Below are 21821 nucleotides of genomic sequence, written 5' to 3'. Positions count from 1 at the left end.
CTAGTGCTGGGGCGTCGGGCTCTTGCTCATGTAGGCCTCGTACTCGCTCTTGTCCACCTTGCCGTCATGGTTGGTGTCGGCCTCCTGGATATGGGCGCGCAGGGTCTTGAGGGCCTCGACATCCTTGGGCATGTCCTTGCGCGTGATGTAGCCCTTGCCGTCCTTGTCCAGGTCGCTGAAGGCCGGTGCCGCATGGGCGTCGTTGCCGTCTTGCGGTGCGGCTGCGGGGTGCGCGGAAACGGCGCTGGCGGCCAGGGCCGTGACCAGGCCGATCGAAACGATGAAACGCGAGTGCTTCATGAATCCCTCCGTCGATGGTGCATCGAGACCGATGCGGGCTGTGGACGATGCCCCGGCGCATGTGCAGGTCGTGTACTTCACCAGTAAACCATCGGCTCCGGCCCGCGCCTCGCACCCAGGTCATCGCGGCCAGTCTAGCGGGCGGGGCGCCGGCCTGCCTGTCGATCCGATGCGCTGTGCTAGCCTCGGCGCCGCCCCGGAGTCTTGAGGAAATTCTGATGCCACTTCCCGCCGCGCTCCGCGAACTGGACGCCACCCAGCGCCATACGGTGCTTGCCAGTTTCCTCGGCTGGACCCTGGACGCCTTCGACTACTTCCTGCTGACCTTCGTCATCCTCGCCGTGGCGCACGAGTTCAACGTGCCCAAGCAGGAGGTCACCTACGGCCTGTTCCTTACGCTGGCGGCCCGGCCCATCGGTGCGCTGGTCTTCGGGCGTCTCGCGGACCGCTACGGTCGCCGCCCGGTGCTGATGTTCGACATCGTGCTGTTCTCGGTGCTGGAGGTGGCCTGCGCCTTCGCGCCCAGCCTCGGCATCCTGCTGGGCCTGCGCTTCCTGTTCGGCATCGCCATGGGCGGGGAGTGGGGCATTGGCGCGTCGCTGGCCATGGAGTCCATCCCGGCGCGCTCGCGAGGCCTCGTCTCGGGCCTGTTGCAGAGTGGCTACCCCTGCGGATTTTTCCTCGCGGCGCTGGTCAACTGGCTGCTGGTCGATCACATCGGCTGGCGTGGCCTGTTCATCGTGGGCGCGCTGCCAGCGTTCCTTGTTCTGTATATCCGCCGCAAGGTGCCCGAATCCCCGGTCTGGGAGGGGCGCCGGTCGCAGGCACGCGAGGGCGTCTTCGCCGCCATGCGCGGCCACTGGAAGCTGTTCATCTACCTCATGCTGCTGATGGCGGCGTTCAACATGTTCAGCCACGGCTCGCAGGACATGTACCCCACGTTCGTGCAGGAGACACTGAAGATTCCCGCCGGCTCGGGCACCGCCTTCCTGCTCACCGCGCTGCTCAACCTGGGTGCCCTGGTGGGTGGCCTCACCTTCGGTTCGCTGTCGGAGCGGATCGGCCGGCGGCGGGCGATCATCATCGCGGCGGTACTGGCGATCCCGGTGATCCCGCTATGGACCTATGGCGGCTCGTTGCTGCTGCTGGGCCTGGGCGCCTTCCTTATCCAGGTGATGGTCCAGGGTGCCTGGGGCGTGGTGCCCACCCATCTCAACGAACTGTCGCCCGATGCCGTCCGCGGCACCTTGCCCGGCTTCGCCTACCAGATGGGCAACCTGCTGGCCGCCATCACCGCGACCGCGCAGACCTGGCTGGCGGGACAGCGGGGCGGCGACTTCGCCTTCGCCATTTCCACCTGGATCGCCGTGGTGGCGGTGCTGCTGGCCCTGCTGACCTGGCTGGGCCCCGAGGCACGGGGCGTCGGCTTCGGTGGCAAGGTCGGGCCGCGTGACGACGGCCGTCCCGGTCGGTAAACTGCCGCGTTTTCCTCCGGTAGAAACCAACATGCAGGCTGGCAAGGACAAGGTCATCTCGTTCCACTACACGCTGACCGTCGACGGCGAGAAGGTCGAAAGCTCGATCGAGGGCGGCGAGCCGTTGTGGATCCTGCTGGGCCATGGCCAGCTGATCCCGGGCCTGGAAGCCGGGCTCGAGGGCAAGTCGGAAGGCGACGCGTTCGATATCGAGATCTCGCCCGAGAACGGCTACGGTCCGCGCCAGGAAGGCATGACCCAGCGCGTGCCCAAGAAGTATTTCCCGAAGCAGGGCAAGGGCCTGGCCGTCGGTGATTCCACCGTGCTGTCGCTGAAGGAAGGCGGCAACCGCGTGGTCGTGGTGCAGAAGATCGGCTCCAGCGTGGTCGATGTCGACCTCAACCACCCCATGGCCGGCAAGAGCCTGACCTTCCATGTCGACGTGCAGACCGTGCGCGACGCGACGGAGGAAGAAATCGCCCATGGCCACGCCCATCCCAAGGGTGACGGCGAGCACTGAGCCCCCGGGCACAGGCATAAAAAAACGGCGCCCCATGGGGCGCCGTTTTGTTTTCCGGCCATCGAGCGGCCGGGCTGATGTTTAGGCCAGCGCCTTGCCGTTGACCGACACGTCCACGTCGACATTGCCGCGGGTGGCGTGCGAGTAGGGGCAGACATCTTCGTGCGCGGTCTTGACGATCTCCTGGGCCACGGCGTCGTCGACGCCCGGCAGGGTCACCTCGAGCTTGACCTGCACGGCAAAGCCGGAGCCTTCACGCGGACCGATACCGACGCTGCTGGCCACCGAGGCGTTGTCGACCTTGACCTTCTTCTGGCCAGCGACGAAGCGCACGGCGCCTTCGAAGCATGCGGCGTAGCCAGCGGCGAAGAGCTGCTCGGGGTTGCTGCCGCCGCCATTGCCGCCCATTTCCTTCGGCAGGCGCAGGTCGAGCTTGATCAGGCCGTCGTCGCTTTCGACATGGCCTTCGCGGCCGCCGGCGACCTTGGCATGGGCGGTGTAGACGATCTTCTGCACTTTCGAGAGGTTGCTCATGGCGTTGTCCTTTGACGTGTCAGGGAAGGGAGGGCCGGGCAGGCCGACCACGAGGCTTATAAGACCACACAATTAAATCGTGCACAATTCAAATGGCGTGACGATAGGGGGTCCGTTGTGTTTCGTTCAGTTGAGGACGCGCCGTCCGTAGACGAAATTCTGCTTCCAGTACGAACCGTCCAGGTCGTCCAGGCGCACGGTGCCGCCGGAGTTGGGCGCATGCACGAAGCGGCCCTTGCCGACATACACGCCCACATGGGTCACGTGGCCGCGCCCGAAGAAGACCAGGTCGCCACTGGCGAGGCTGGATTCGTCGACCTTGGGCTTGTCCAGCGCGGCCATCTCCTGCGAGGTGCGGGGCAAGCGTAGCCCCGTGGACGTCAGGTAGATGTAATTGATCAGCCCGCTGCAGTCGAAGCCGCCCTGCGGGGTGTTGCCGCCCCAGCGGTAGGGCGTGCCGACCAGGCCGATGGCACGGAACAGCACATCGTTGGCGGCATCGGCCGGAGGCGCATCTGCCGGTCGGGTCGACCACTCGAGGTTCTTCGCCAGCGGTACGGCCGCTGCGGGATTGCGTTGCTGCGACGACGATCGCTTGGGCGGTGCGCTGCCGCAGGCGGCGATCAGGCTCATGCCCACGGCTAGCGTCAGCCGCCCGAACAGGCGCCACGGACGACAGGAGGTGGGCAAGGCAGATACCACGGATCGTTCCCCAGGAAGGATAGGCGGCCATGAGGTTAACAAATCAAGGGGTTGCACGGAACACCTGCTAAACCGCACGAATTTATCTCACGGACAGGCTCGCTCATTCGCGATCTTCACTGGTGGCTGGCTAGCCTCCGGTTTTGACCTGATGGAGTGCCGCATGACCGTGGAAGCCTTCGACCTCATCGTCATCGGCGGCGGCTCGGGAGGTCTTGCGACGGCCATCCGGGCGGGGAAACACGGCGCCCGGGTGGCGCTGGTGGAGCCGGCGGAACTCGGCGGCACCTGCGTCAACGCCGGCTGCGTGCCGAAGAAGGCGATGTGGTTCGCGGCGCAGATGGCCGAGGCGCAGTACATCGCGGTGGATTACGGCTTCCACGAGACACCGGGCCGCCTGGACTGGCCGCGTTTCATCGACCGGCGCAACGCCTACATCGAGCGTATCCATGGCAGCTACCGGCAGTCGCTGGACAAGGCGCACGTCACCCTGGTTCACGAGCGCGGCCGGTTTCTCGCTGCGGATCGCATCCTGGCCGGCGAGCGGGAGCTCACCGCGCCGCACATCGTCATCGCCACGGGCTCCACGCCGAACACGCTGGAGAAGCCCGGCTTCGATCTCGGCGTCACGTCGGACGGTTTCTTCCGCCTGCGGGAAAGCCCGAAGCGCACGGCCATTGTCGGCGGCGGTTACATCGCCGTGGAACTGGCCGGCGTGCTTCGCGCCCTGGGCAGCGAGGTGGACCTGTATGTCCGCGGCCGCCTGATGAGCGACTTCGACGAGGAGATGTCCTACCAGTTGGGCGAGGAGATGCAGAAGCATGGCATCGGCATCCACTACACGTGCCAGATCGACGCGGTGCACGAAAAGGACGGCGTGCTGATGCTTGACTGCGACCGGGGCAACCACCCCGGGCCATACGATCTGCTGGTGTGGGCCGTCGGCCGTCATGCGAATACCCATTCGCTCGACATCGACCGTATCGGCGTGCATACGGACGGGCAGGGCCATATCGAGGTCGACGACTTCCAGAACACGTCCGTGCCCGGCGTGTATGCGGTGGGCGACGTGACCCAGCGGCTGGCGCTGACACCGGTGGCCGTCTCGGCGGGGCGCAAGCTGGCCGACCGCCTGTTCGGCGGCAAACCGAACGCGCGGCTGGATTACCGCAACGTGCCCAGCGTGGTGTTCTCGCACCCGCCGCTCGGCACGATCGGCATGTCCGAGCAGCAGGCCCGCGAGGCGTACGGCGACGACGTGCAGCTGTACAAGCAGTCGTTCGTGCCCATGCAGCTGGCGCTGGCGCAGCGTCCGATGATGGTGCGGTTCAAGCTGATCTGTGTGGGCGAGGACGCCCGCATCGTCGGCCTGCAGATGCTCGGCCCGGGTGTCGACGAAATCCTCCAGGGCTTTGCCGTGGCGATCAAGATGGGTGCGACCAAGGACGACTTCGACGCCACCCTGGCCATCCATCCCACCTCGGCGGAAGAGATGGTGACCATGGGTGACCGCGTACCCGGTTGAGCGTTTACACTGGCCCCATGATTCCGTACACCCTGCATCGCGGCAACGCGCCGCTCCTGATCAGCCTGCCGCACAACGGCAGCGCCATTCCCGACGACATCGGCGCGCGGATGAAACGCCGCGCCCGACGATCGGTGGATACGGACTGGCACGTGGCCGAGTTGTACGACTTCGCCCGGAACATGGGCGCGAGCATCATCAAGCCGTTCGCCTCGCGCTACGTGGTCGACCTCAACCGTCCGTCGGATGGGCACGCCCTTTACCCGGGCCAGGCCGAAACCGGGCTGGCGCCGCTGGTGATGTTCGACGGCAGCCCGATCTACCGGCCGGGCGCGGAACCGGATGCCGCGGAGATCGCGGACCGTGTCACCCGCTGGTGGAAGCCTTACCACCAGGCCCTGGGCGACGAGATCGCCCGGCTGCGCAAGCAGTTCGGGCGCGTGGTGCTGTGGGAAGGGCACTCCATCCGCAGCCAGGTGCCCATGCTGTTCGAAGGTCGCCTGCCGGATTTCAACCTGGGCACGGCGGATGGCGCCAGTTGCTCGCCCGCGCTGCAGCAGCGCGTGGTCGACCTGCTGCAGGCGCAGGACGAGTACACCTTTGCAGTCAACGGACGCTTCAAGGGCGGCCATATCACGCGTCACTACGGGCGTCCGGACAAGGGCATCGACGCGATCCAGCTGGAGCTGGCGCAGATCAACTACATGGACGAAGACTCGTTCGAATACCTGCCGCGCCAGGCCGCGGGCGTGCAGACGCTGATCGGCGGGATGCTCGAGGCCTGCCTCGTCAGCTGACCACGGCCGCCACGCACTTGAGCTCGATGGCGATGGGCGTGGGCAACGCGGTCACCTCCACGGTGGTCCGGCAGGCATCCACGCCGGCGAACGCTTCCGCGTACAGCCGGTTGTACGTGGCGAAGTCGTCGGCCATGTGGGTGAGGTACACCGTAACGTCCACCAGATCCTCGAAGCGGGCACCGCTGGCCTCGAGCACGGCGCGCACGTTGGCGAACACCTGTCGGCACTGCGCTTCGATGTCGTAGCGAAGCAGCCGTCCATCGGCATCCACGACGTTGCCGGGGATGCTGTTGTCGGCAGGCCTGCGCGGGCCGATGCCGGAGAGGAACAGGAGTGGCCCCACGCGCCGTGCATGCGGGTAGGCGCCCACCGGTTCCGGTGCGTTCGCGGTATGGATGCCCTCAGTGCCCATGGTCGATGCAGACATTCCTGGCCTCGGTGAAAAAACGCATGGCTTCCACGCCGCCCTCGCGTCCCATGCCGGATTGCCGGGTGCCGCCGAACGGCGTGCGCAGGTCGCGCAGCATCCAGCAGTTCACCCAGACGATGCCGACATCCAGCCTGGCGGCGACACGATGGGCGCGCGATACGTCGTGGGTCCACACCGAGGCGGCCAGGCCGTAGGGCGTGCCGTTGGCGATCGCCAACGCCTCGTCTTCCGTGTCGAACGGCAGCAGCGTGACCACCGGGCCGAAGATCTCCTCCTGGTTGGCGGCTGCTTCGGCAGGCAATCCTTCGATGACGGTGGGGGCGATGAACCAGCCCGAGGCGCAGCGGCCGGGCACAGCGACGCGATGGCCGCCGCACAGCACCTGCCCGCCATCGGCCCGGGCGCGCTCGATGCACGCCATGACCTTGTCGAAGTGCGCGCGAGAGACGAGTGCGCCCAGGTCGCTGGTGTCATCCGCGGGGTCGCCGACACGCAGGGCCCGGACGCGATCGAGGTAGGCCGCACGGAAACGTTCGTAGATGCCCCGCTGCACCAGCAGGCGCGAACCGCAGAGGCAGATCTCGCCCTGGTTGGCGAACCCGGAACGCACCAGCGTGGCCATGGCCGCGTCGCTGAAGTCGAAATCGTCGAACACCAGCGTGGCGTTCTTGCCGCCCAGTTCCAGCGACGTTTTTTTCAACCGGGCCGCCGCGGCAGTGGCGATCGCCGTGCCCGTGCGCGTGCTGCCGGTGAAGGACACCGCCTTGACCGCATCGTGCGTGACGATGGCTTCGCCCACGCGGGCGCCCGTGCCCTGCACGATGTTGAGCACGCCCGGCGGAAAGCCCGCCTCCGTGACCAGCGTGCCCAGCAGCCACGCCGTGTAGGGCGTCACCTCCGACGGCTTGGCCACCACAGTGTTGCCGGCGGCCAGCGCCGGGGCGATCTTCCAGGTGAACAGGTAGAGCGGCAGGTTCCAGGGGCTGATGCAGCCGACCACGCCCAGCGGCAGGCGCAGCGTGTAGTTGATGGCGCCGTGCGCCATGCCGTGCGACTCGCTGCTCCACTGCGTGGCGGCCGCGGCGAAGAAGCGCAGGTTGGCGATGGCGCGGGGAATGTCCAGCGAGCGGGCAAGCGCGACGGGCTTGCCGCTGTCCTGCGATTCCGCGGTGGCGAAGGTATCCATGCGTGCCTGGACCAGGTCGGCCAGGCGGAACAGGCAGGCAGCGCGGACATCGGCCGGCGTCGTGGCCCAGCCCGGTGCCGCGCGGCCGGCGGCAGCCACCGCGGCGGCGACGTCGGTGGCGTCGGAGTCCGGGCAGCTGGCGAAAACGCTGCCCGTGGCGGGATCGACCACATCGAGATAGGCCCCGCCGTGGGGTGCACGCGGTGCGCCGTCGATGAAGTTGGCCAGGACGATCATGCGTGCCGTCAGTTGAGGCTGCGGGTGCGCCCGCCATCGACGCTCAGGCTGACCCCGTTGACGTAGCCGGCCGCCGGGCTGGCCAGGAAGGCGATCACCGCCGCCACCTCGGCCGGATCGCCGAAGCGCGCCGCCGGGACACTGGCCAGCAGGCCGCGTTCCACATCCTCACGGCTGCGGCCCGCCTTGCAGCTGGCTTCGACCAGGGCCTCCAGGCGGGGTGTGCGCGTATACCCCGGCAGCACGTTGTTGACAGTGATGCCGTCGTGCGCCACCTCCGCCGACAGGGTCTTGGCCCAACCCGCCACGGCGGCGCGCACCGTATTGGACACGCCGAGGTTGGGGATCGGTTCCTTGACCGAGGTGGAAATGACATTGACCACGCGCCCGTAGCGCGCGGCACGCATGCCGGGCAGACACGCCTGGGTGACCACCTGCGCCGCCAGCAGGTGCTGGCGGAAGGCGGTGAGGAAATCGTCGGGTGTGGCGCTGGCAGCCGGCCCCGGCGGCGGGCCGCCACTGTTGTTCACCACCACGTGCACGGCATGCAGGCCGACGATGCGCGCCACGGCGGTGGCCAATGCATCGGTATCGAGCATGTCCACGGCGATGGGTTCGTGGGCCTGCCCGGGCTGACCGGCGGGCAGTTCGCGTGCCAGGGCCGCCAGGGTGTCCGCCGAGCGGGCGAGCAGGGTGACGCTTGCGCCGAGTGCCGCCAGTTCGAAGGCGGTGGCGCGGCCTATGCCCTGCGAAGCGCCGCAGACCAGGGCGTGGCGACCGGTGAGGCGAAGATCCATGCGAACTCCCTCGTTGGAATGGCAAGCGTCAGCGTTGTTTCGCGGCCCACCACTGTAACGCCATCGCCGCCAGCCAGCACGGCCAGGCCAGCCAGGGCGCGCGGCGCCACCAGGCCTGCCAGCGGTTGAGGTCGGCATCGTTGAAAAGGGCCGGTGCATCCGAGCGCAGCACGCGGCGCACGCGCAACCAGTTGGCCATGCCGTTGGGCCGGCCGGTGTCCGCTTCGGTGATGGTTTTCCACTGGTCCGGATAGCGTGCGCGGAGAATCGCCGTGAAGCGCCACTGCGCGACGAAGTGCAGCACGAAGAAGGCAATGGCCCCCAGCAGGAGCGCGAGATAGAGGATCACCGGGGTCTGCATGGCGGGGTCAGCTGTCCTTGTCTTTCTTCTTGGCGTCGGTGCCCAGCAGGTCGGTGGTCACCACGCTGCGGAGGGTGGAGATCACGCCGTTGCCCTGCGACGCCTTGGAGCAGACGGCGTTGTTGATCGCCCGCTTGTAGGTGTCGTTCTGCATGCCGAGGAACAGCACGCCATCGGGGCCGTGCGGAATCTTGAAGCTGCCGGCCGAGCTCATCTTCACCGGCGCCTCGGCCGAGAAGCTGCTGGGTGACTGTTCCCAGTAGGTCTGGTCTTTCTGCTGCTTGGCCGACGAATACACCACCATGTAGCGGGCTTTCTCGTCATCGACCTTGAACTTGCCGAAGGCACCGGTGGTTTCGCTGGTCCAGCCCATGTATTCGCACAGCTGGATGTCCTCGGCGTGCAGCGGCTGGAAGGCGTCGTCCAGCAGCACCACCGTGGGCGCGAACAGGTAGCTGGAACTCAGCCAGCGGCCGTTGAGCTCCGACTTCATGGCGATGGTGTAGGGCAGCTGGGCACCGGTGGGCAGGCGGAACGCCAGGAAGTAGCTGCGGTCGCCATTGAGGTTGGCGACCGGGCTGTCCTTGGTCAGTTCGAACCGCTGCGGCTGCCAGGGAAGCATGTCCTGGTAGGACAGGTCGGCGAAGCTGCCGCAGCAGGGCGTCGCCGCGTCCAGCGTCTTGCGCGCCGCATCGATGGCCGCCGTGGTCTTCTCCGGCGGCCGGAAGTTGGGCGGCACGATGGCGCTCATCGTGTGGCAGGCGCCGAGGCCGAGGATGGCCACGGCGATCAGCAGGGGGCGTAGGACGTGTGGGGGCATGATTTTTTCAGGGAAGCTCGTCAGAACTCGGCGCTTCCTGCGGCACGGGGATAGGGAATGGCATCGCGGATGTTGGCCAGGCCGCAGACGTACACCAGCAGGCGCTCGAAACCGAGGCCGAAGCCGGCGTGCGGCACCGTGCCGTAGCGGCGCAGGTCGCGATACCAGTTGTAGACGTCCTTATCGAGGCCGAACTGGTCCATGCGGCGGTCGAGGTAGTCCAGGCGCTCTTCACGCTGGGCACCGCCGATGATCTCGCCGATGCCCGGTGCAAGGACGTCCATGGCCGCGACCGTCCTGCCGTCGTCGTTGAGCCGCATGTAGAACGCCTTGATTTCTTCGGGGTAGTTCATGACGACCACGGGACGGCCGATATGTTCCTCGGCGAGGTAACGCTCGTGCTCGGTCTGCAGGTCGATGCCCCAGGCCACCGGGTGCTCGAACGACTTGCCGCACTTCTGCAGGATCTCGACCGCCTCGGTGTACTGGATGCGCTCGAACGGCTTGGCGATGAACGCCTCCAGCCGGGTGATGGCGTCCGGTTGCACGCGCTCGGCGAAAAAGGCCATATCGTCCTGGCGTTCGTCCAGCACCGCCTTGAAGATGCCCTTGAGGAACAGCTCGGCCAGGTCGGCGTTGTCGTCCAGGTTGGCGAAGGCCACCTCCGGCTCGACCATCCAGAACTCCGCCAGGTGGCGGGTGGTGTTCGAGTTCTCGGCGCGGAAGGTGGGCCCGAAGGTGTACACCTTGCTCATGGCCAGGGCGTAGGCCTCGACGTTGAGCTGGCCGGACACGGTCAGGAAGGCCTCGCGACCGAAGAAATCCTTGCGCCAGTCGATGCCGCCCTTGTCGTCGCGCGGCAGGTTGGCCAGGTCCAGGGTGGACAGGCGGAACATGTCGCCGGCGCCTTCGGCGTCGGACGTGGTGATGATCGGCGTGTTGATCCAGAAGAAGCCCTGCTCGGTCAGCAGCCGGTGGATCGCCGTCATCATGGTGTGGCGCACGCGGGTCACCGCGCCGAACAGGTTGGTGCGCGGGCGCAGGTGGGCCACCTCGCGCAGGAACTCCATCGAGTGCTGCTTGGGCTGGATGGGGTAGGTGAGCGGGTTCTCGACGAAACCGGTGACTTCCACCCGCGTGGCCTGGATCTCGAAGGCCTGGCCCTTGCCCTGCGAGGGCACCAGCCGACCGGTGGCGATGACGCCGGCGCCGGCGGACAGGTGCTTCACCTCGGTCTCGTAGTTGGCGAGATCGGCCGTGGCGACCACCTGGATGGGCGCGAAGCAGGAGCCGTCACTCACGTTGACGAAGGAGAGGCCACCCTTGGACTCGCGCAGGGTGCGCACCCAGCCGCGGACGGTCACCTCGTGTTCGCCTGCGGCCGTGCCGCCGGCGAGGGCCTGCTTGACGCTTACCACCGTCATCGATTGAAACTCCGGAAAAGGCGCCGCATTTAAAGCTGGCGCGTAGGACACGACCTTGCATGATAATGTAAGGGTCGGGTGAACGGCACCGTTCCCGGGTATACCACGGTAATAAAACGAACTCATGAGCATCCAGATCACTCCCGCCGCCTCCGAACGCATGCGCAGCTTCCTGTCCCGGGCGCCGCAGGCCGCCGGTGTGCGCTTTTCCGTCAAGCGGATGGGCTGCTCGGGCTTCGGCTATGTGGTCGACCTGGCCGGCGCCATCGCCGCCGAGGACCAGGTGCTCGATATCGACGGCATCCGTGTCGTGGTCGATCCCACCAGCCTCCCGCTGGTCGACGGTACCCTGATCGACTTCCAGCGCCAGGGCCTGAACGCCTCCTTCGTGTTCCACAACCCGAACGCCACGGGCGAATGCGGTTGCGGCGAGTCGTTCACCGTCGCCTGAAGCCCTCCCCGTAGGAGCCGACGATGTCGGCGATACACGCCTCACAGGCCACCCGTGCCGCCCCGGTTGCGACACCCCCCGGTTTCTCCCTACAATAGGCGGCTGGCCCTTCCCCAAGGAGGGGTCTTCTTGCCTCACCGTACGAACGGGAGGCTGCCATCCCCGTAAGGGGTGCATCCACAAGGAGTCACCATGCGTCATTATGAAGTCGTGTTCCTGGTCCATCCGGACCAGAGCGAACAGGTGCCCGCCATGATCGAGCGCTACAAGGCGCTGATCGAAGGCGACAACGGCACGATCCACCGTCTCGAAGACTGGGGCCGCCGCCAGCTGGCTTACCCGATCGAAAACCTCGCCAAGGCTCACTACGTGATGCTGAACATCGAGGTTTCGCAGAACGCCCTGAACGAGCTCGAGACGGGCTTCCGTTTCAACGATGCCGTGCTGCGCCACCTGGTCGTCCGTCGTGACGAGGCCGACACCGAGCCGTCCTTCATCCTCAAGAGCAAGGAAAAGGATGAACAGAAGGGTTCGCGTCGCCGTGACGACGACAGCGACGGCGACGACCGCCGCGGTGGTCGCGACAACGACAACGATCGCGACAGCGACGACTAATCGGGGATCACAGCCATGTCAAAGTTCTTCCGCCGCCGCAAGTTCTGCCGTTTCACCGCCGAAGGCGTCAAAGAGATCGATTACAAGGATCTCAACACCCTCCGCCAGTACGTGACCGAGAACGGCAAGATCGTCCCTAGCCGCATCACCGGCACGAAGGCCCGCTACCAGCGCCAGCTGGCGACCGCGATCAAGCGCGCTCGCTTCCTCTCGCTGCTGCCGTACACCGACAACCACGACGTCTGATCGCGGTAGCCCTCCCTGAACAGGGGAGGGCGTCCGGCGTCACACGTTTTATTTCGGACAACCGTCCTGGCTGCATGGGGCCCATCCCGTGCTAACGAAACGATAGGAAATACCCATGGAACTCATTCTCCTCGAGAAGGTGAAGAACCTCGGCAACCTCGGCGACAAGGTCAACGTCAAGCCGGGTTACGGTCGTAACTTCCTCCTCCCGACCGGCAAGGCCGCCCGCGCGACCGCCGCCAACCTCGAAGCGTTCGAAGCACGTCGTGCCGAGTACGAAGCCAAGGCCAAGGACCAGCTGTCCGGTGCCGAGGGTCGTGCCGCCAAGCTCGACGGCGCCGAGGTCACCATCGAAGTCAACGCTTCGCCGGAAGGCAAGCTGTTCGGCTCGGTCACCCCGCGTGACGTGGCCGAGGCCCTGACCGCCAAGGGTCTTGAAGTCGACAAGAGCGAAGTGATCCAGGCCGAAGGCCCGTTCCGCAACACCGGCGAGTACGAAGTCACTGTCGTCCTCCACGCCGATGTGCAGCAGATGGTCAAGGTCAAGGTCATCGGCGCGTAAGCACCGGTTACCGCGATACCCGACGGGCGCCCTTGTGGCGCCCGTTTTCGTTGGTGCCGCGCGACGTGTCGTCCCGGCTTGCCATGGCAGGCGACGGCGTGCGGCATTGCGTAATGTCTCAGGCTTCCGCCTCGCCCCGACGCACGCCGTCGCGGCCGTTCGCCGAGGGCGACCGGCGTAGCGACGCCGTTTTGCGCGTCAACCGTCCGCTCCGCCTTGGCCGGCCTCGTGCCGCCACCTAGAGTCGGGTGTCCCGTGGGTGGATGGAAGGCGTCGGATGCGTAAGTGGTGGTGGCGGTCGTGCCTCGGCATGGCCGGTAGCTGGATGGGTGGGGCGTCGGCGTGGGCCGCGGATGCGCCGGTCGAAAGCCCGTTCAATCTCGACGTGCGGTATCGCTACAGCAACCTGCATTCCGACGGGGCACCGAAGCGCGGCCATGCCAACACCCTGCGCACGCGGGTCGGTTATTACTGGCGGATCGGCAACGGATGGAGCGCCTACGGCGAAGCCAGTCGCACATGGTCGTTGTTCGGCCAGCAGTACGACGACGGCTCCGGGCGCCGCACGCCGTATCCGGCCGAGGCGGACCCGTCCTCCACCGGTATCAGCAATGCCTGGGTGTCTTGGCGCAACGACGATGTGGCCGTGCGCGCGGGCCGGCAGTACATCCGCCTGGACGGGGGGCGCTTCGTCAGCAACAACCCGTGGCGGCAAAGCCTGCAGTCGTTCGACGGCGTCGGCGTCACCTGGAAGGCCTGGCAGGGCGCGGAGCTTCGTTATTACTGGCTCGGCAGGGTCAATCGCACGCTCGGCTACGATTTTCACGACCGTGACCAGCGCCGATGGAAGCTGGACGCCCACCTGCTCCACGTCGACCAGGACTTGGCCCTCGGCAAGCTCTCCGCCTACGGCTATTTCATCCGCAACGACACCGTGGCCGCCCAGTCGGTGAAGACGGTCGGCGTGCGCTGGACGGGCAGTGCGGCCGTGGGGCCCGCGGGCGCCGCCCTGGGCTGGACGGCGGACACCGCGCGGCAGCACGCCTATGCGAACAACCCCGCGCGGTTCAGCCTCGGCTACCACCTCATCGACGCCACCTGGGGCGTGCCCGCGCTGTCGCTGCGGCTGGGTGAGGAACGGCTGGACGGCAACGGCCGCAACGCCATCAACGTCGCCTATGGCGCGGCACGCGCCTTCAACGGCTGGGTGGTGGCATTCCGTATCCCACGCAGCGGCCTGCGCGAGCGTTACGTCGGGCTGCTGGGCTCCCTCGACGCCGGCCGGAAGATCGGCTGGCAGGTCACCTCGCGGCACTTCGTCGCGGACGAGGGCGGGGCGGTGCTGGGTCGCGAACTGGATGCCGGCGTGCTGACCGACCTGGGCCACGGCTTCTCGTTGGATGTCCAGTTTGGCGATTACCGGGCTGCCGGGCACGGCGTGGACGAGCGCAAGCTCTGGCTGATCGGGCAGTATCGTTTCGGCGACATGCCGCGCTGACGGTTTCGCCCACAGGTTATCCACAGACTTATCCTCTCAACGCCTGCGACCGGGGCGCGTATCATGGCCGGACGGCGACCCGGGCCCGGGTCACGCGCCGACGTATGACGAGGTAAACCATGTCTTTCAATCCAGAACGCGGCGATCGCGGCGATCGCAAGCGCCGCCGCGATCGCGAGCCCACGGCGTTCGAGTCCCTGCGCATCCCGCCGAACTCCATCGAGGCCGAGCAGGCCGTGCTGGGCGGCCTGATGCTGTCGCCGGATTCCCTGGACAAGGTGGCCGACAAGCTCACCGACGACGATTTCTACCGCAAGGATCACCGCCTGATCTGGCGCGCCATCAACGAGCTGGCCAACAAGGGCATGCCGTGCGACGCCGTGACGCTGGGCGACTGGTTCGCCGCCAACGACATGGCCGAGATGGTCGGTGGCGCCAGTTATCTGATGGAACTGGCCAACTCCACGCCCAGCGCCGCCAATATCGGCGCCTATGGCGACATCGTGCGCGAGAAATCCGTGCTGCGCATGCTGATCGACGCTGGTACGTCGATCACCGAGGACGGCTTCCGCCCCGAAGGCAAGAGCGTCCAGGAAGTGATGGAGCTGGCGGAGCAGCGCGTGTTCCGCATCGCGGAATCCGGCGCGCGTGGCAAGAAGGACATCGTCTCGGTGCGCGAGGCCGTGGGCGAGGCTTTCCGCATGCTGACCGAACGCTACGAGAAGCGCGGCCAGCTGACGGGTCTTTCCACCGGCTTCACCGATCTGGACGAACTCACCTCTGGCCTGCAGCCGTCCGATCTGGTGATCATCGCGGCGCGCCCGTCGATGGGCAAGACGGCGTTCGCGCTCAACCTCGCCGAAGCCGCCGCCCTGCGCGGCAAGAAGGCGGTGGCGGTGTTCTCGATGGAAATGTCGGCGTCGCAGCTGGCCTTCCGTCTGATCTCGTCGCTGGGTCGCGTCCACGCACAGCACCTGCGCAATGGCGACCTGGCCGAGGAAGACTGGCCGCGCGTCACCTCTGCCATCACCATGCTGTCGGATGCGAAGATCTTCATCGACGACACGCCCGCCATGTCGCCGGTGGAAATGCGTTCGCGCTCGCGCCGCCTGCAACGCGAGCATGGCCTGGGCCTGATCGTCATCGACTACCTGCAGCTGATGCAGGTGCCGGGCAACAGCGAAAACCGCGCCACGGAAATCTCGGAAATCTCCCGCGGGCTGAAAGCGCTGGCGAAGGAGCTCAACGTGCCGGTGATTGCGCTGTCGCAGTTGAACCGCTCGCTGGAGCAGCGTGCCGATAAACGTCCGATGATGTCCGACCTGCGCGAGTCCGGCGCTATCGAGCAGGACGCCGACGTCATCATGTTCATCTACCGCGACGAGTACTACAACAAGGAATCGCCCGACAAGGGCCTGGCCGAGATCATCATCGGCAAGCAGCGTAACGGTCCGACGGACACGATCAAGCTGGCCTTTCTCGGGCATTACACCAAGTTCGAGAACTGGGCTCCGGATGCGTATGTGGGCTCGTTCGACTGATCCGGCGCCACGCCGGGTCATCGCGGCCGCGGCGTGGCTGTCGATGTGCCTGTATGCCGGCATGTCAGCCGCCGCCGGACAGATCACACTGCCCGAGCATCCCACCGTCGATCAGCGCGCGGACATCGAGCAGCGCCTCAACGACTGGCCGTTGCTGGCGCGTTTCGCCCGGGACAACGCGACCTACCCGCCACCGAAGCCGGGCGAGAAGCGCGTGGTCTTCTTCGGCGACTCCATCACCGATTTCTGGGGGCGCCCGGTGGGCGAATTCTTCCCCGGGCACGGCTATATCAATCGCGGCATCAGCGGGCAGACCACGCCGCAGATGCTGGTGCGTTTTCGCGCGGACGTGATCGCGCTGAAACCGGCGGTGGTGGTCATTCTCGCCGGCACCAACGATATCGCCGGCAACACCGGTGCGTCGTCGCTGGGCATGATCGAGGACAACCTGTCGTCGATGACCGAACTGGCGCGTGCCCATGGTATTGGCGTGGTTCTGTCGACGTTGCTTCCCGTGCACGATGGGGTGGTGGCGGATCAGTCGGTGCGCCGGCCGCCATCGACCATCCGTGCGTTGAATGCGTGGATTCGCCAGTACTGCGCCAGCCAGCACCTTGTTTTGCTCGACTACGCCCCGGCCATGACCGACGGCCACGCCGCACTCAGGCGCGAACTCAGTGACGACGGCCTGCATCCCAATGCACAGGGATACGCGGTCATGTCGCCGTTGGCGGAGCATGCTGTCGAGAAGGCGCTGGCCGATAGCGGGGCACGTGACGGACGGTAGCCCGATCGGTGCTTCCGGGTTAGACATGCCGCTTCAACGAAGGTCCGCGCGGCTCGCGGCCTGACACGTTGTTTTAAGACATCGCCCAATGGATTCGGGTATGCCGCGCTGATGGAATATCGGCGATCGCTTCCGTGCCGTGACAGGTTTCATCCCGTCGCATGCGGACGCGTTTCCTCCGAAGCATGCGTACATCAGACGCGCCAGCGCCCTGCTTTGTTTCCGGGTATCGACTGACTTACTGCGTCCGGTCGGTTCTCTAGCATCGTGCCCTGGTTTGACGGCATAAAACAGGATCACCTATGGACATTTCGATCAGACACGCCGGCGTGGCGTCGCTTGCGCTTGGCCTTACTCTTTCGCTTTCCGGATGCACGGCGGCCAATCCGCTCGTGGCAAAAGCGCAGAAACAACACGAGGAAAAAGTCGCCGCCATTCCCCATTGTGCCCGCAAGCTCGGCACCATTTCGGTGATCGAGCCGGAGGGCGACGTGCACTGGTGGACCCAGCAGCAGTTGCCTTCGCCCACCAAGCTGATCAAGGTGTTCATCAACAAGTCCGGCTGCTTCACGCTGCTCGATCGTGGCATGGGCATGGGCGCCGCCATGCGCGAGCGGGCGCTGGCCGCGGGCGGCGAACTGCGCGGCGGCGCCAACGTGGGCAAGGGGCAGGTCAAGGCCGCGGATTATGTGATGGTGCCGGATCTGATCTCCGCCAACGCGGATGCCGGCGGCAGCGCGCTCAGCGCGCTCGCCAGCGGCCTGATCGGCGGCAGCACCGGCCGCCTGGTGGGGGCGATCAACATCAGTTCCAAGACATCCGACGTCGTGCTCACCGTCACGGACGTTCGCTCATCCGAGCAGGTCGCCATGACCGAAGGCCACGGCGAGAAGAACGACATCGGCCTCGGCGCCCGCGGTTCGCTGTTCGGCAGCCAGAGTCTCGGCGGTGCCGGTATCGGCGGTTACGCCAACACCACCATCGGCCAGGTCATCACCATGGCCTACCTCGATGCGTACACCAAGCTGGTCAACGAAATGGGCGGCATGCCCGGCAATGCGTCGGCAGCCAACGCGCGGCAATCCGGCACGGTACGTGTTGCGACGCGCATGTTCGCCACGTCAACGATGAAGGGCAAGGCGGTGCGCTCGCTTGATCCCGGCATGGTGGTCTACCCGACGGGCGACAAGGTCGGCTTGGTCTGGGAAGTGGAGGACGAGCACGGCAACCGTGGCTGGGTCTCGTCGGAACATTTCGACCTGGCCAAGTAACGCCGGATGGCGGCCCTGTCCCGGGGTCGCCATCCCCGTGCCCTACGGTTGCCCGGTCGATGCGACTAGACTGTGCGGTCACTTCCGCCAGGCATGCCGCCGTCGAGCCATGAGCCGTACCACCGTCGCCACCATCCATCTGGGCGCGCTGCGCCACAACCTCGCACGTGTCCGGTCGCTGGTCGGCAGCGCAAGGGTCATGGCCGTGGTCAAGGCCGATGCGTACGGTCACGGCCTGGAGCGTGTCGCCCGTGCGCTGGGCGACGACGCCGAGGCCTTCGCCGTGGCGGCCATCGCCGATGGCCTCCGGCTGCGCGCCGCCGGCCATCGTCAACGCATCGTGGTGCTGTCCGGTCCCGATACGCCCTCCGACATCGCCGAAATGCAGCGGCTGGGCCTCGACGCGCTGATCCATCACGACGCGCAACTGCCCTGGCTGGCCCGGGCCGATCCGGCACGCGGCTCCCTGCGCGTATGGATCAAGGTCGACACGGGAATGCACCGGCTCGGTTTCGACCCCGCACGGATCAGGGATATTCACGCGGCCCTGTCCGCCATGCCGGCGATCGATCCGGAGCTGGGGCTGATGACGCATTTCGCCTCGTCGGAGGCGTTCGACGACGAGGATACCGCGCGGCAGATCGCCTTGTTCAGGCAAAGCACGGAAGGCCTGGCCGGACCACGGGCACTGTCCAATTCCGCGGCGGTGCTGGGCTGGCCGGATGCGCGTGGCGACTGGGTGCGTACCGGCGGTCTGCTTTACGGGCTGTCCGTCGTCGAGGGCAAGACGGGTGACGACTTCGGCTTCCGGCCGGTCATGACGCTGGCCACGCGGCTGGTCGCCATCAACCGTGTCGGCAAGGGCGAGCGGGTCGGTTACAACGGTACCTACACCTGCCCGGAAGACATGGACATCGGCGTGGCGGCCGTCGGCTACGGCGACGGTTACCCGCGCAGTGCCGCGGCCGGTACGCCGGTGCGGATCAACGGCTGCACGGCGCCGCTGGTCGGGCGCGTGTCGATGGATCTCATCACGATCGACCTGCGTGGCGTGCCCACGGCCCGCACCGGCGATCGCGTCACGCTATGGGGCGATGGCCTCCCCGTGGAAACGGTCGCGGCCGCGGCGGGTACGATTTCCTACGACCTCACCTGCGGCATGACGCGCCGCGTGCTGTTCGTCGAAGACGAGACCTGAAGGGCCGCCCGCGTCGGCGTATCGATCCCTGCGACGCGTCTGTGCGATACAGCTCCCTACCTTTTACGGAATGCCCCCGACCATGGCCAAGGCCAAGACCGCCTACGTATGCACCCAGTGCGGCGCCGAGCACAGCAAGTGGCAAGGGCAGTGTGCCGAATGCAACGAGTGGAACGTGCTGACGGAGTTCGTCGTGCAGCCGGCCAAGCCCGCCGCCGTATCGTCGCCCGGCGCACGCCGCGGCGGCTACGCGGGCGACGCGGCCGGTGCGCCGCGCATCACGGCGCTCGCCGAGGTGCTGCTGACCGCCGAGGCGCGCACCCACACGGGTATCGGTGAACTCGACCGCGTCCTCGGCGGTGGCCTGGTCGATGGCTCCGTCGTGCTGATCGGTGGCGATCCGGGTATCGGCAAGTCCACGCTGCTGCTGCAGATGCTCGGCACCCTGGGCGCGGTGCTGCCCAGCCTTTACGTCACCGGCGAGGAATCGCTAAGCCAGGTGGCCGGCCGCGCGCAGCGTCTCGATCTTCCGCTGGCGCCGCTGCACGCGCTGGCGGAGACCTGCATCGAACGGATTCTCGAGCAGGTGGCCACCGCGCGCCCGCGCGTGCTGGTCATCGACTCGATCCAGACCATCTGGACGGAAATGCTTACGGCGGCGCCGGGTTCGGTGAGCCAGGTGCGCGAGTCCGCGGCCAAGCTCACCCGCTTCGCGAAGGAAACCGGCACCTCGGTGTTCCTCGTCGGCCACGTGACGAAGGAGGGCGGTATCGCCGGCCCGCGCGTGCTCGAGCACATGGTCGACGCGGTGCTCTATTTCGAGGGCGAGTCCGGCAGCCGCTTCCGCGTGCTGCGCGCCTTCAAGAATCGCTTCGGCGCGGTCAACGAACTGGGCGTGTTCGCCATGTCCGAGAAAGGCCTGCGCGAGGTCGCCAATCCGTCGGCCATCTTCCTGTCCTCCCACGCCGGGCCCACGCCGGGCAGTGCGGTCATGGTCACCCGCGAGGGCACGCGCCCGTTGCTGGTCGAGGTGCAGGCGCTGGTCGACCAGTCGTCGCTGGGCAATCCCCGCCGCGTGGTGCTGGGCCTGGAGCAGAACCGGCTGGCCATGCTGCTGGCCGTGCTGCATCGTCACGGCGGCGTGGCCGCCTACGACCAGGACGTCTTCGTCAACGTGGTCGGGGGTATCCGTGTGCAGGAAACGGCTTCGGATGTACCGGTGATCATGGCCGTGTTGTCCAGCCTGCGTGATCGACCGCTACCCGAGAAGACCATCGCCTTCGGCGAAGTGGGGCTATCGGGCGAGATCCGCCCCGTGCCCAACGGCGAGGAGCGCCTGAAGGAAGCCGCCACCCACGGCTTCCGGCGTGCCGTCGTGCCTGCCGCCAACGCCCCCAAGCGCGGCCGTGTCGGCGACATGGAAGTCATCGCGGTAGAACGCCTCTCCCAGGCCCTGGACGCCAGCCGCGACTAGCCCCAGCGCCCGCCGCAACCGCAACCGCAACCGCAACCGCAACGAACGCGTAGGAGCGCACGCTGTGCGCGAAAAGCCAACAAGGCGTTGACGCGGCACCTTGGCTAGAGCGGCAACAAGCCAACAAGACGTTGACGCGGCACCTTAGCCAGGGCGGCAACGATCCACAAAGCCCAGCCCCCTCACGCCACCCGATGCAACACCAACTCCAGCACCGCCTTCGTCCCAAAAAACGCCAACAGCAATATCCCCATCCCCGCCAGCGTCAGGTAAACGGCCCGGATACCGCGCCACCCGTGCCGCCAGCGTCCCCACAGCAGCACGCCGAACACCACCCAGGCGACGATCGATAGCACGGTCTTGTGGACCAGGTGCTGGCCGAACAGGTCGCCGACGAACAGCGCGCCGGTCACCAGGGTGAGCGTCAGCAGCACGAAGCCCGCGGCGATCAACCGGAACAGCAGGACCTCGGTGAGGGTGAGCGGGGGCAGGGCACGCAGCCAGTGCCCGAACCGGCTGCGGCGCAGGGCCCGTTCCTGGATCGCCAGCAGGATGGCCAGCGCGGCGGCGATCGAAAGCAGCCCGAACGCCAGCACGGCGATGGTCACGTGCAGCTCGATCTGCCAGGTCATGCTGTCCGGCGCGGTCTTCGGCGCGAGGAACGCGTCCACGGCCACGAAGATCGCCGCCAGCGGGAATACGATGATGCCCAGCCCTGCGACGGGCCGTGACAGGTTGACCAGCAAGGTCAGCACGGAGGCGATCCAGGCCACCAGCGACAGGGCGGCGAAGAAATGCAGGTCCAGCGTGCCGCGATGGGCGCTGAGCAGGACCGCGCCATGGGCCAGGGCAGCCACGCCGGCCAGCGACGCCCCCACGCGCGCAAGGGGCTGCCCGCCCGTCGCCAGCGGCCGCGCGAGCGCACCGGCGGCGAACAGGTAGAGGGCGACGGCGACCAGCGAGAAAGTGGTGACGATCATGGCGACGCAGTGTGGCATAGCCGCTTTGCGCCGTGAATGCGACACGCTGTCATTTGCGCGCGTTCGGAGCGTCCGGTACCCATAGTG

24 protein-coding genes are annotated in these 21821 nt (G+C 66.8%); 14 read left to right on the top strand and 10 right to left on the bottom strand.

Annotated elements, in window-relative coordinates; genetic code table 11:
- Nucleotides 1-300, bottom strand: a complete 300-nt coding sequence (locus QRN34_RS04050) for an EF-hand domain-containing protein (protein WP_285402226.1) — start codon at nt 298-300, stop codon at nt 1-3.
- A 218-nt stretch (nt 301-518) separates the two neighbouring features.
- Between QRN34_RS04050 and QRN34_RS04045 the strand changes: the two genes are divergently transcribed.
- Together QRN34_RS04045 and QRN34_RS04040 are read left to right on the top strand one after the other, a co-directional pair.
- Nucleotides 519-1775, top strand: a complete 1257-nt coding sequence (locus QRN34_RS04045) for an MFS transporter (RefSeq protein WP_285402224.1) — start codon at nt 519-521, stop codon at nt 1773-1775.
- A 31-nt stretch (nt 1776-1806) separates the two neighbouring features.
- Nucleotides 1807-2295 (top strand): peptidylprolyl isomerase, encoded by a 489-nt coding sequence (locus tag QRN34_RS04040; RefSeq protein WP_036144792.1) that lies wholly within the window; start codon nt 1807-1809, stop codon nt 2293-2295.
- An 81-nt stretch (nt 2296-2376) separates the two neighbouring features.
- On the opposite strand, the gene QRN34_RS04035 is transcribed toward QRN34_RS04040, so the two are convergent.
- Together QRN34_RS04035 and QRN34_RS04030 are read right to left on the bottom strand one after the other, a co-directional pair.
- Nucleotides 2377-2829, bottom strand: a complete 453-nt coding sequence (locus tag QRN34_RS04035) for an organic hydroperoxide resistance protein (RefSeq protein ID WP_285402221.1) — start codon at nt 2827-2829, stop codon at nt 2377-2379.
- Between the two features lie 126 nt (nt 2830-2955).
- The gene (locus QRN34_RS04030) at nt 2956-3519 is read right to left on the bottom strand and encodes a C40 family peptidase (protein ID WP_285402219.1); all 564 of its coding nucleotides are present in this window, start codon (nt 3517-3519) and stop codon (nt 2956-2958) included.
- Nucleotides 3520-3694: 175 nt separating this feature from the next.
- Here QRN34_RS04030 and gorA point away from each other — a divergent pair, with 175 nt between their 5' ends.
- Together gorA and hutG are read left to right on the top strand one after the other, a co-directional pair.
- Nucleotides 3695-5056, top strand: a complete 1362-nt coding sequence (gorA, locus tag QRN34_RS04025; protein WP_285402217.1) for a glutathione-disulfide reductase — start codon at nt 3695-3697, stop codon at nt 5054-5056.
- Nucleotides 5057-5073: 17 nt separating this feature from the next.
- Entirely contained in the window at nt 5074-5853 is a 780-nt protein-coding gene (gene hutG, locus QRN34_RS04020) for an N-formylglutamate deformylase (protein WP_036143020.1), read from the top strand.
- Here the strand turns inward: hutG and QRN34_RS04015 are convergent.
- From QRN34_RS04015 to asnS, 6 genes are read right to left on the bottom strand one after another with little or no spacing between them, the layout of a single operon-like run.
- Nucleotides 5846-6268, bottom strand: coding sequence for a RidA family protein (locus tag QRN34_RS04015; RefSeq protein ID WP_285402239.1), 423 nt, complete (start codon nt 6266-6268; stop codon nt 5846-5848). The two genes, hutG and QRN34_RS04015, sit on opposite strands and share 8 nt — an antisense overlap.
- Nucleotides 6258-7709 (bottom strand): aldehyde dehydrogenase, encoded by a 1452-nt coding sequence (locus QRN34_RS04010; RefSeq protein ID WP_285402214.1) that lies wholly within the window; start codon nt 7707-7709, stop codon nt 6258-6260. Before QRN34_RS04010 ends, QRN34_RS04015 begins: the two co-directional genes overlap by 11 nt.
- An 8-nt stretch (nt 7710-7717) precedes the next feature.
- Nucleotides 7718-8506, bottom strand: coding sequence for an SDR family oxidoreductase (locus tag QRN34_RS04005; protein ID WP_285402212.1), 789 nt, complete (start codon nt 8504-8506; stop codon nt 7718-7720).
- A 28-nt stretch (nt 8507-8534) separates the two neighbouring features.
- Nucleotides 8535-8867: a hypothetical protein gene (locus QRN34_RS04000; RefSeq protein WP_285402209.1), complete on the bottom strand. Its 333-nt coding sequence runs from the start codon at nt 8865-8867 to the stop codon at nt 8535-8537.
- Nucleotides 8868-8874: 7 nt separating this feature from the next.
- Nucleotides 8875-9687 carry a MalM family protein gene (locus QRN34_RS03995; protein WP_285402207.1) on the bottom strand — a complete coding sequence of 271 codons (813 nt, stop codon included), beginning with the start codon at nt 9685-9687 and terminating at the stop codon, nt 8875-8877.
- A gap of 20 nt (nt 9688-9707) precedes the next feature.
- Complete coding sequence (gene asnS, locus QRN34_RS03990; RefSeq protein ID WP_285402204.1) at nt 9708-11111, bottom strand: asparagine--tRNA ligase; 1404 nt, start codon at nt 11109-11111, stop codon at nt 9708-9710.
- 124 nt (nt 11112-11235) lie between these two features.
- Between asnS and QRN34_RS03985 the strand changes: the two genes are divergently transcribed.
- From QRN34_RS03985 to radA, 10 genes are all read left to right on the top strand, one after another.
- Complete coding sequence (locus QRN34_RS03985) at nt 11236-11562, top strand: iron-sulfur cluster assembly accessory protein (protein WP_285402202.1); 327 nt, start codon at nt 11236-11238, stop codon at nt 11560-11562.
- A 192-nt stretch (nt 11563-11754) separates the two neighbouring features.
- A complete protein-coding gene (gene rpsF / locus QRN34_RS03980) occupies nt 11755-12177 on the top strand; it encodes a 30S ribosomal protein S6 (protein ID WP_036142999.1) in 423 nt (140 codons plus the stop codon).
- A gap of 15 nt (nt 12178-12192) precedes the next feature.
- Entirely contained in the window at nt 12193-12423 is a 231-nt protein-coding gene (gene rpsR, locus QRN34_RS03975; protein ID WP_029214018.1) for a 30S ribosomal protein S18, read from the top strand.
- Between the two features lie 115 nt (nt 12424-12538).
- On the top strand, nt 12539-12985 hold the full coding sequence (gene rplI / locus QRN34_RS03970; RefSeq protein ID WP_036142996.1) for a 50S ribosomal protein L9: 447 nt from the start codon (nt 12539-12541) through the stop codon (nt 12983-12985).
- A 277-nt stretch (nt 12986-13262) separates the two neighbouring features.
- A complete protein-coding gene (locus QRN34_RS03965) occupies nt 13263-14483 on the top strand; it encodes an alginate export family protein (RefSeq protein WP_285402195.1) in 1221 nt (406 codons plus the stop codon).
- Nucleotides 14484-14602: 119 nt separating this feature from the next.
- Nucleotides 14603-16024 (top strand): replicative DNA helicase, encoded by a 1422-nt coding sequence (locus QRN34_RS03960; RefSeq protein WP_285402193.1) that lies wholly within the window; start codon nt 14603-14605, stop codon nt 16022-16024.
- On the top strand, nt 16005-16811 hold the full coding sequence (locus QRN34_RS03955) for an SGNH/GDSL hydrolase family protein (RefSeq protein ID WP_285402191.1): 807 nt from the start codon (nt 16005-16007) through the stop codon (nt 16809-16811). The genes QRN34_RS03960 and QRN34_RS03955 overlap by 20 nt, the downstream gene beginning before the upstream one ends.
- Nucleotides 16812-17113: 302 nt before the next feature.
- Nucleotides 17114-18082 (top strand): CsgG/HfaB family protein, encoded by a 969-nt coding sequence (locus QRN34_RS03950; RefSeq protein WP_285402189.1) that lies wholly within the window; start codon nt 17114-17116, stop codon nt 18080-18082.
- Nucleotides 18083-18191: 109 nt separating this feature from the next.
- On the top strand, nt 18192-19280 hold the full coding sequence (alr, locus tag QRN34_RS03945; RefSeq protein ID WP_285402187.1) for an alanine racemase: 1089 nt from the start codon (nt 18192-18194) through the stop codon (nt 19278-19280).
- Nucleotides 19281-19362: 82 nt separating this feature from the next.
- Nucleotides 19363-20754 carry a DNA repair protein RadA gene (radA, locus tag QRN34_RS03940; RefSeq protein WP_285402185.1) on the top strand — a complete coding sequence of 464 codons (1392 nt, stop codon included), beginning with the start codon at nt 19363-19365 and terminating at the stop codon, nt 20752-20754.
- A 182-nt stretch (nt 20755-20936) separates the two neighbouring features.
- Here the strand turns inward: radA and ccsA are convergent, their stop codons facing one another.
- The gene (gene ccsA, locus QRN34_RS03935; RefSeq protein WP_285402183.1) at nt 20937-21734 is read right to left on the bottom strand and encodes a cytochrome c biogenesis protein CcsA; all 798 of its coding nucleotides are present in this window, start codon (nt 21732-21734) and stop codon (nt 20937-20939) included.
- Nucleotides 21735-21821 lie beyond the last annotated feature (87 nt).

The organism is Luteibacter sp. ME-Dv--P-043b (assembly GCF_030209605.1).
Taxonomy (GTDB): Bacteria; Pseudomonadota; Gammaproteobacteria; order Xanthomonadales; family Rhodanobacteraceae; genus Luteibacter.
The sequence above is the reverse complement of the archived record's forward strand: the minus strand, read 5'-3'. Positions and strand labels throughout refer to the sequence as shown.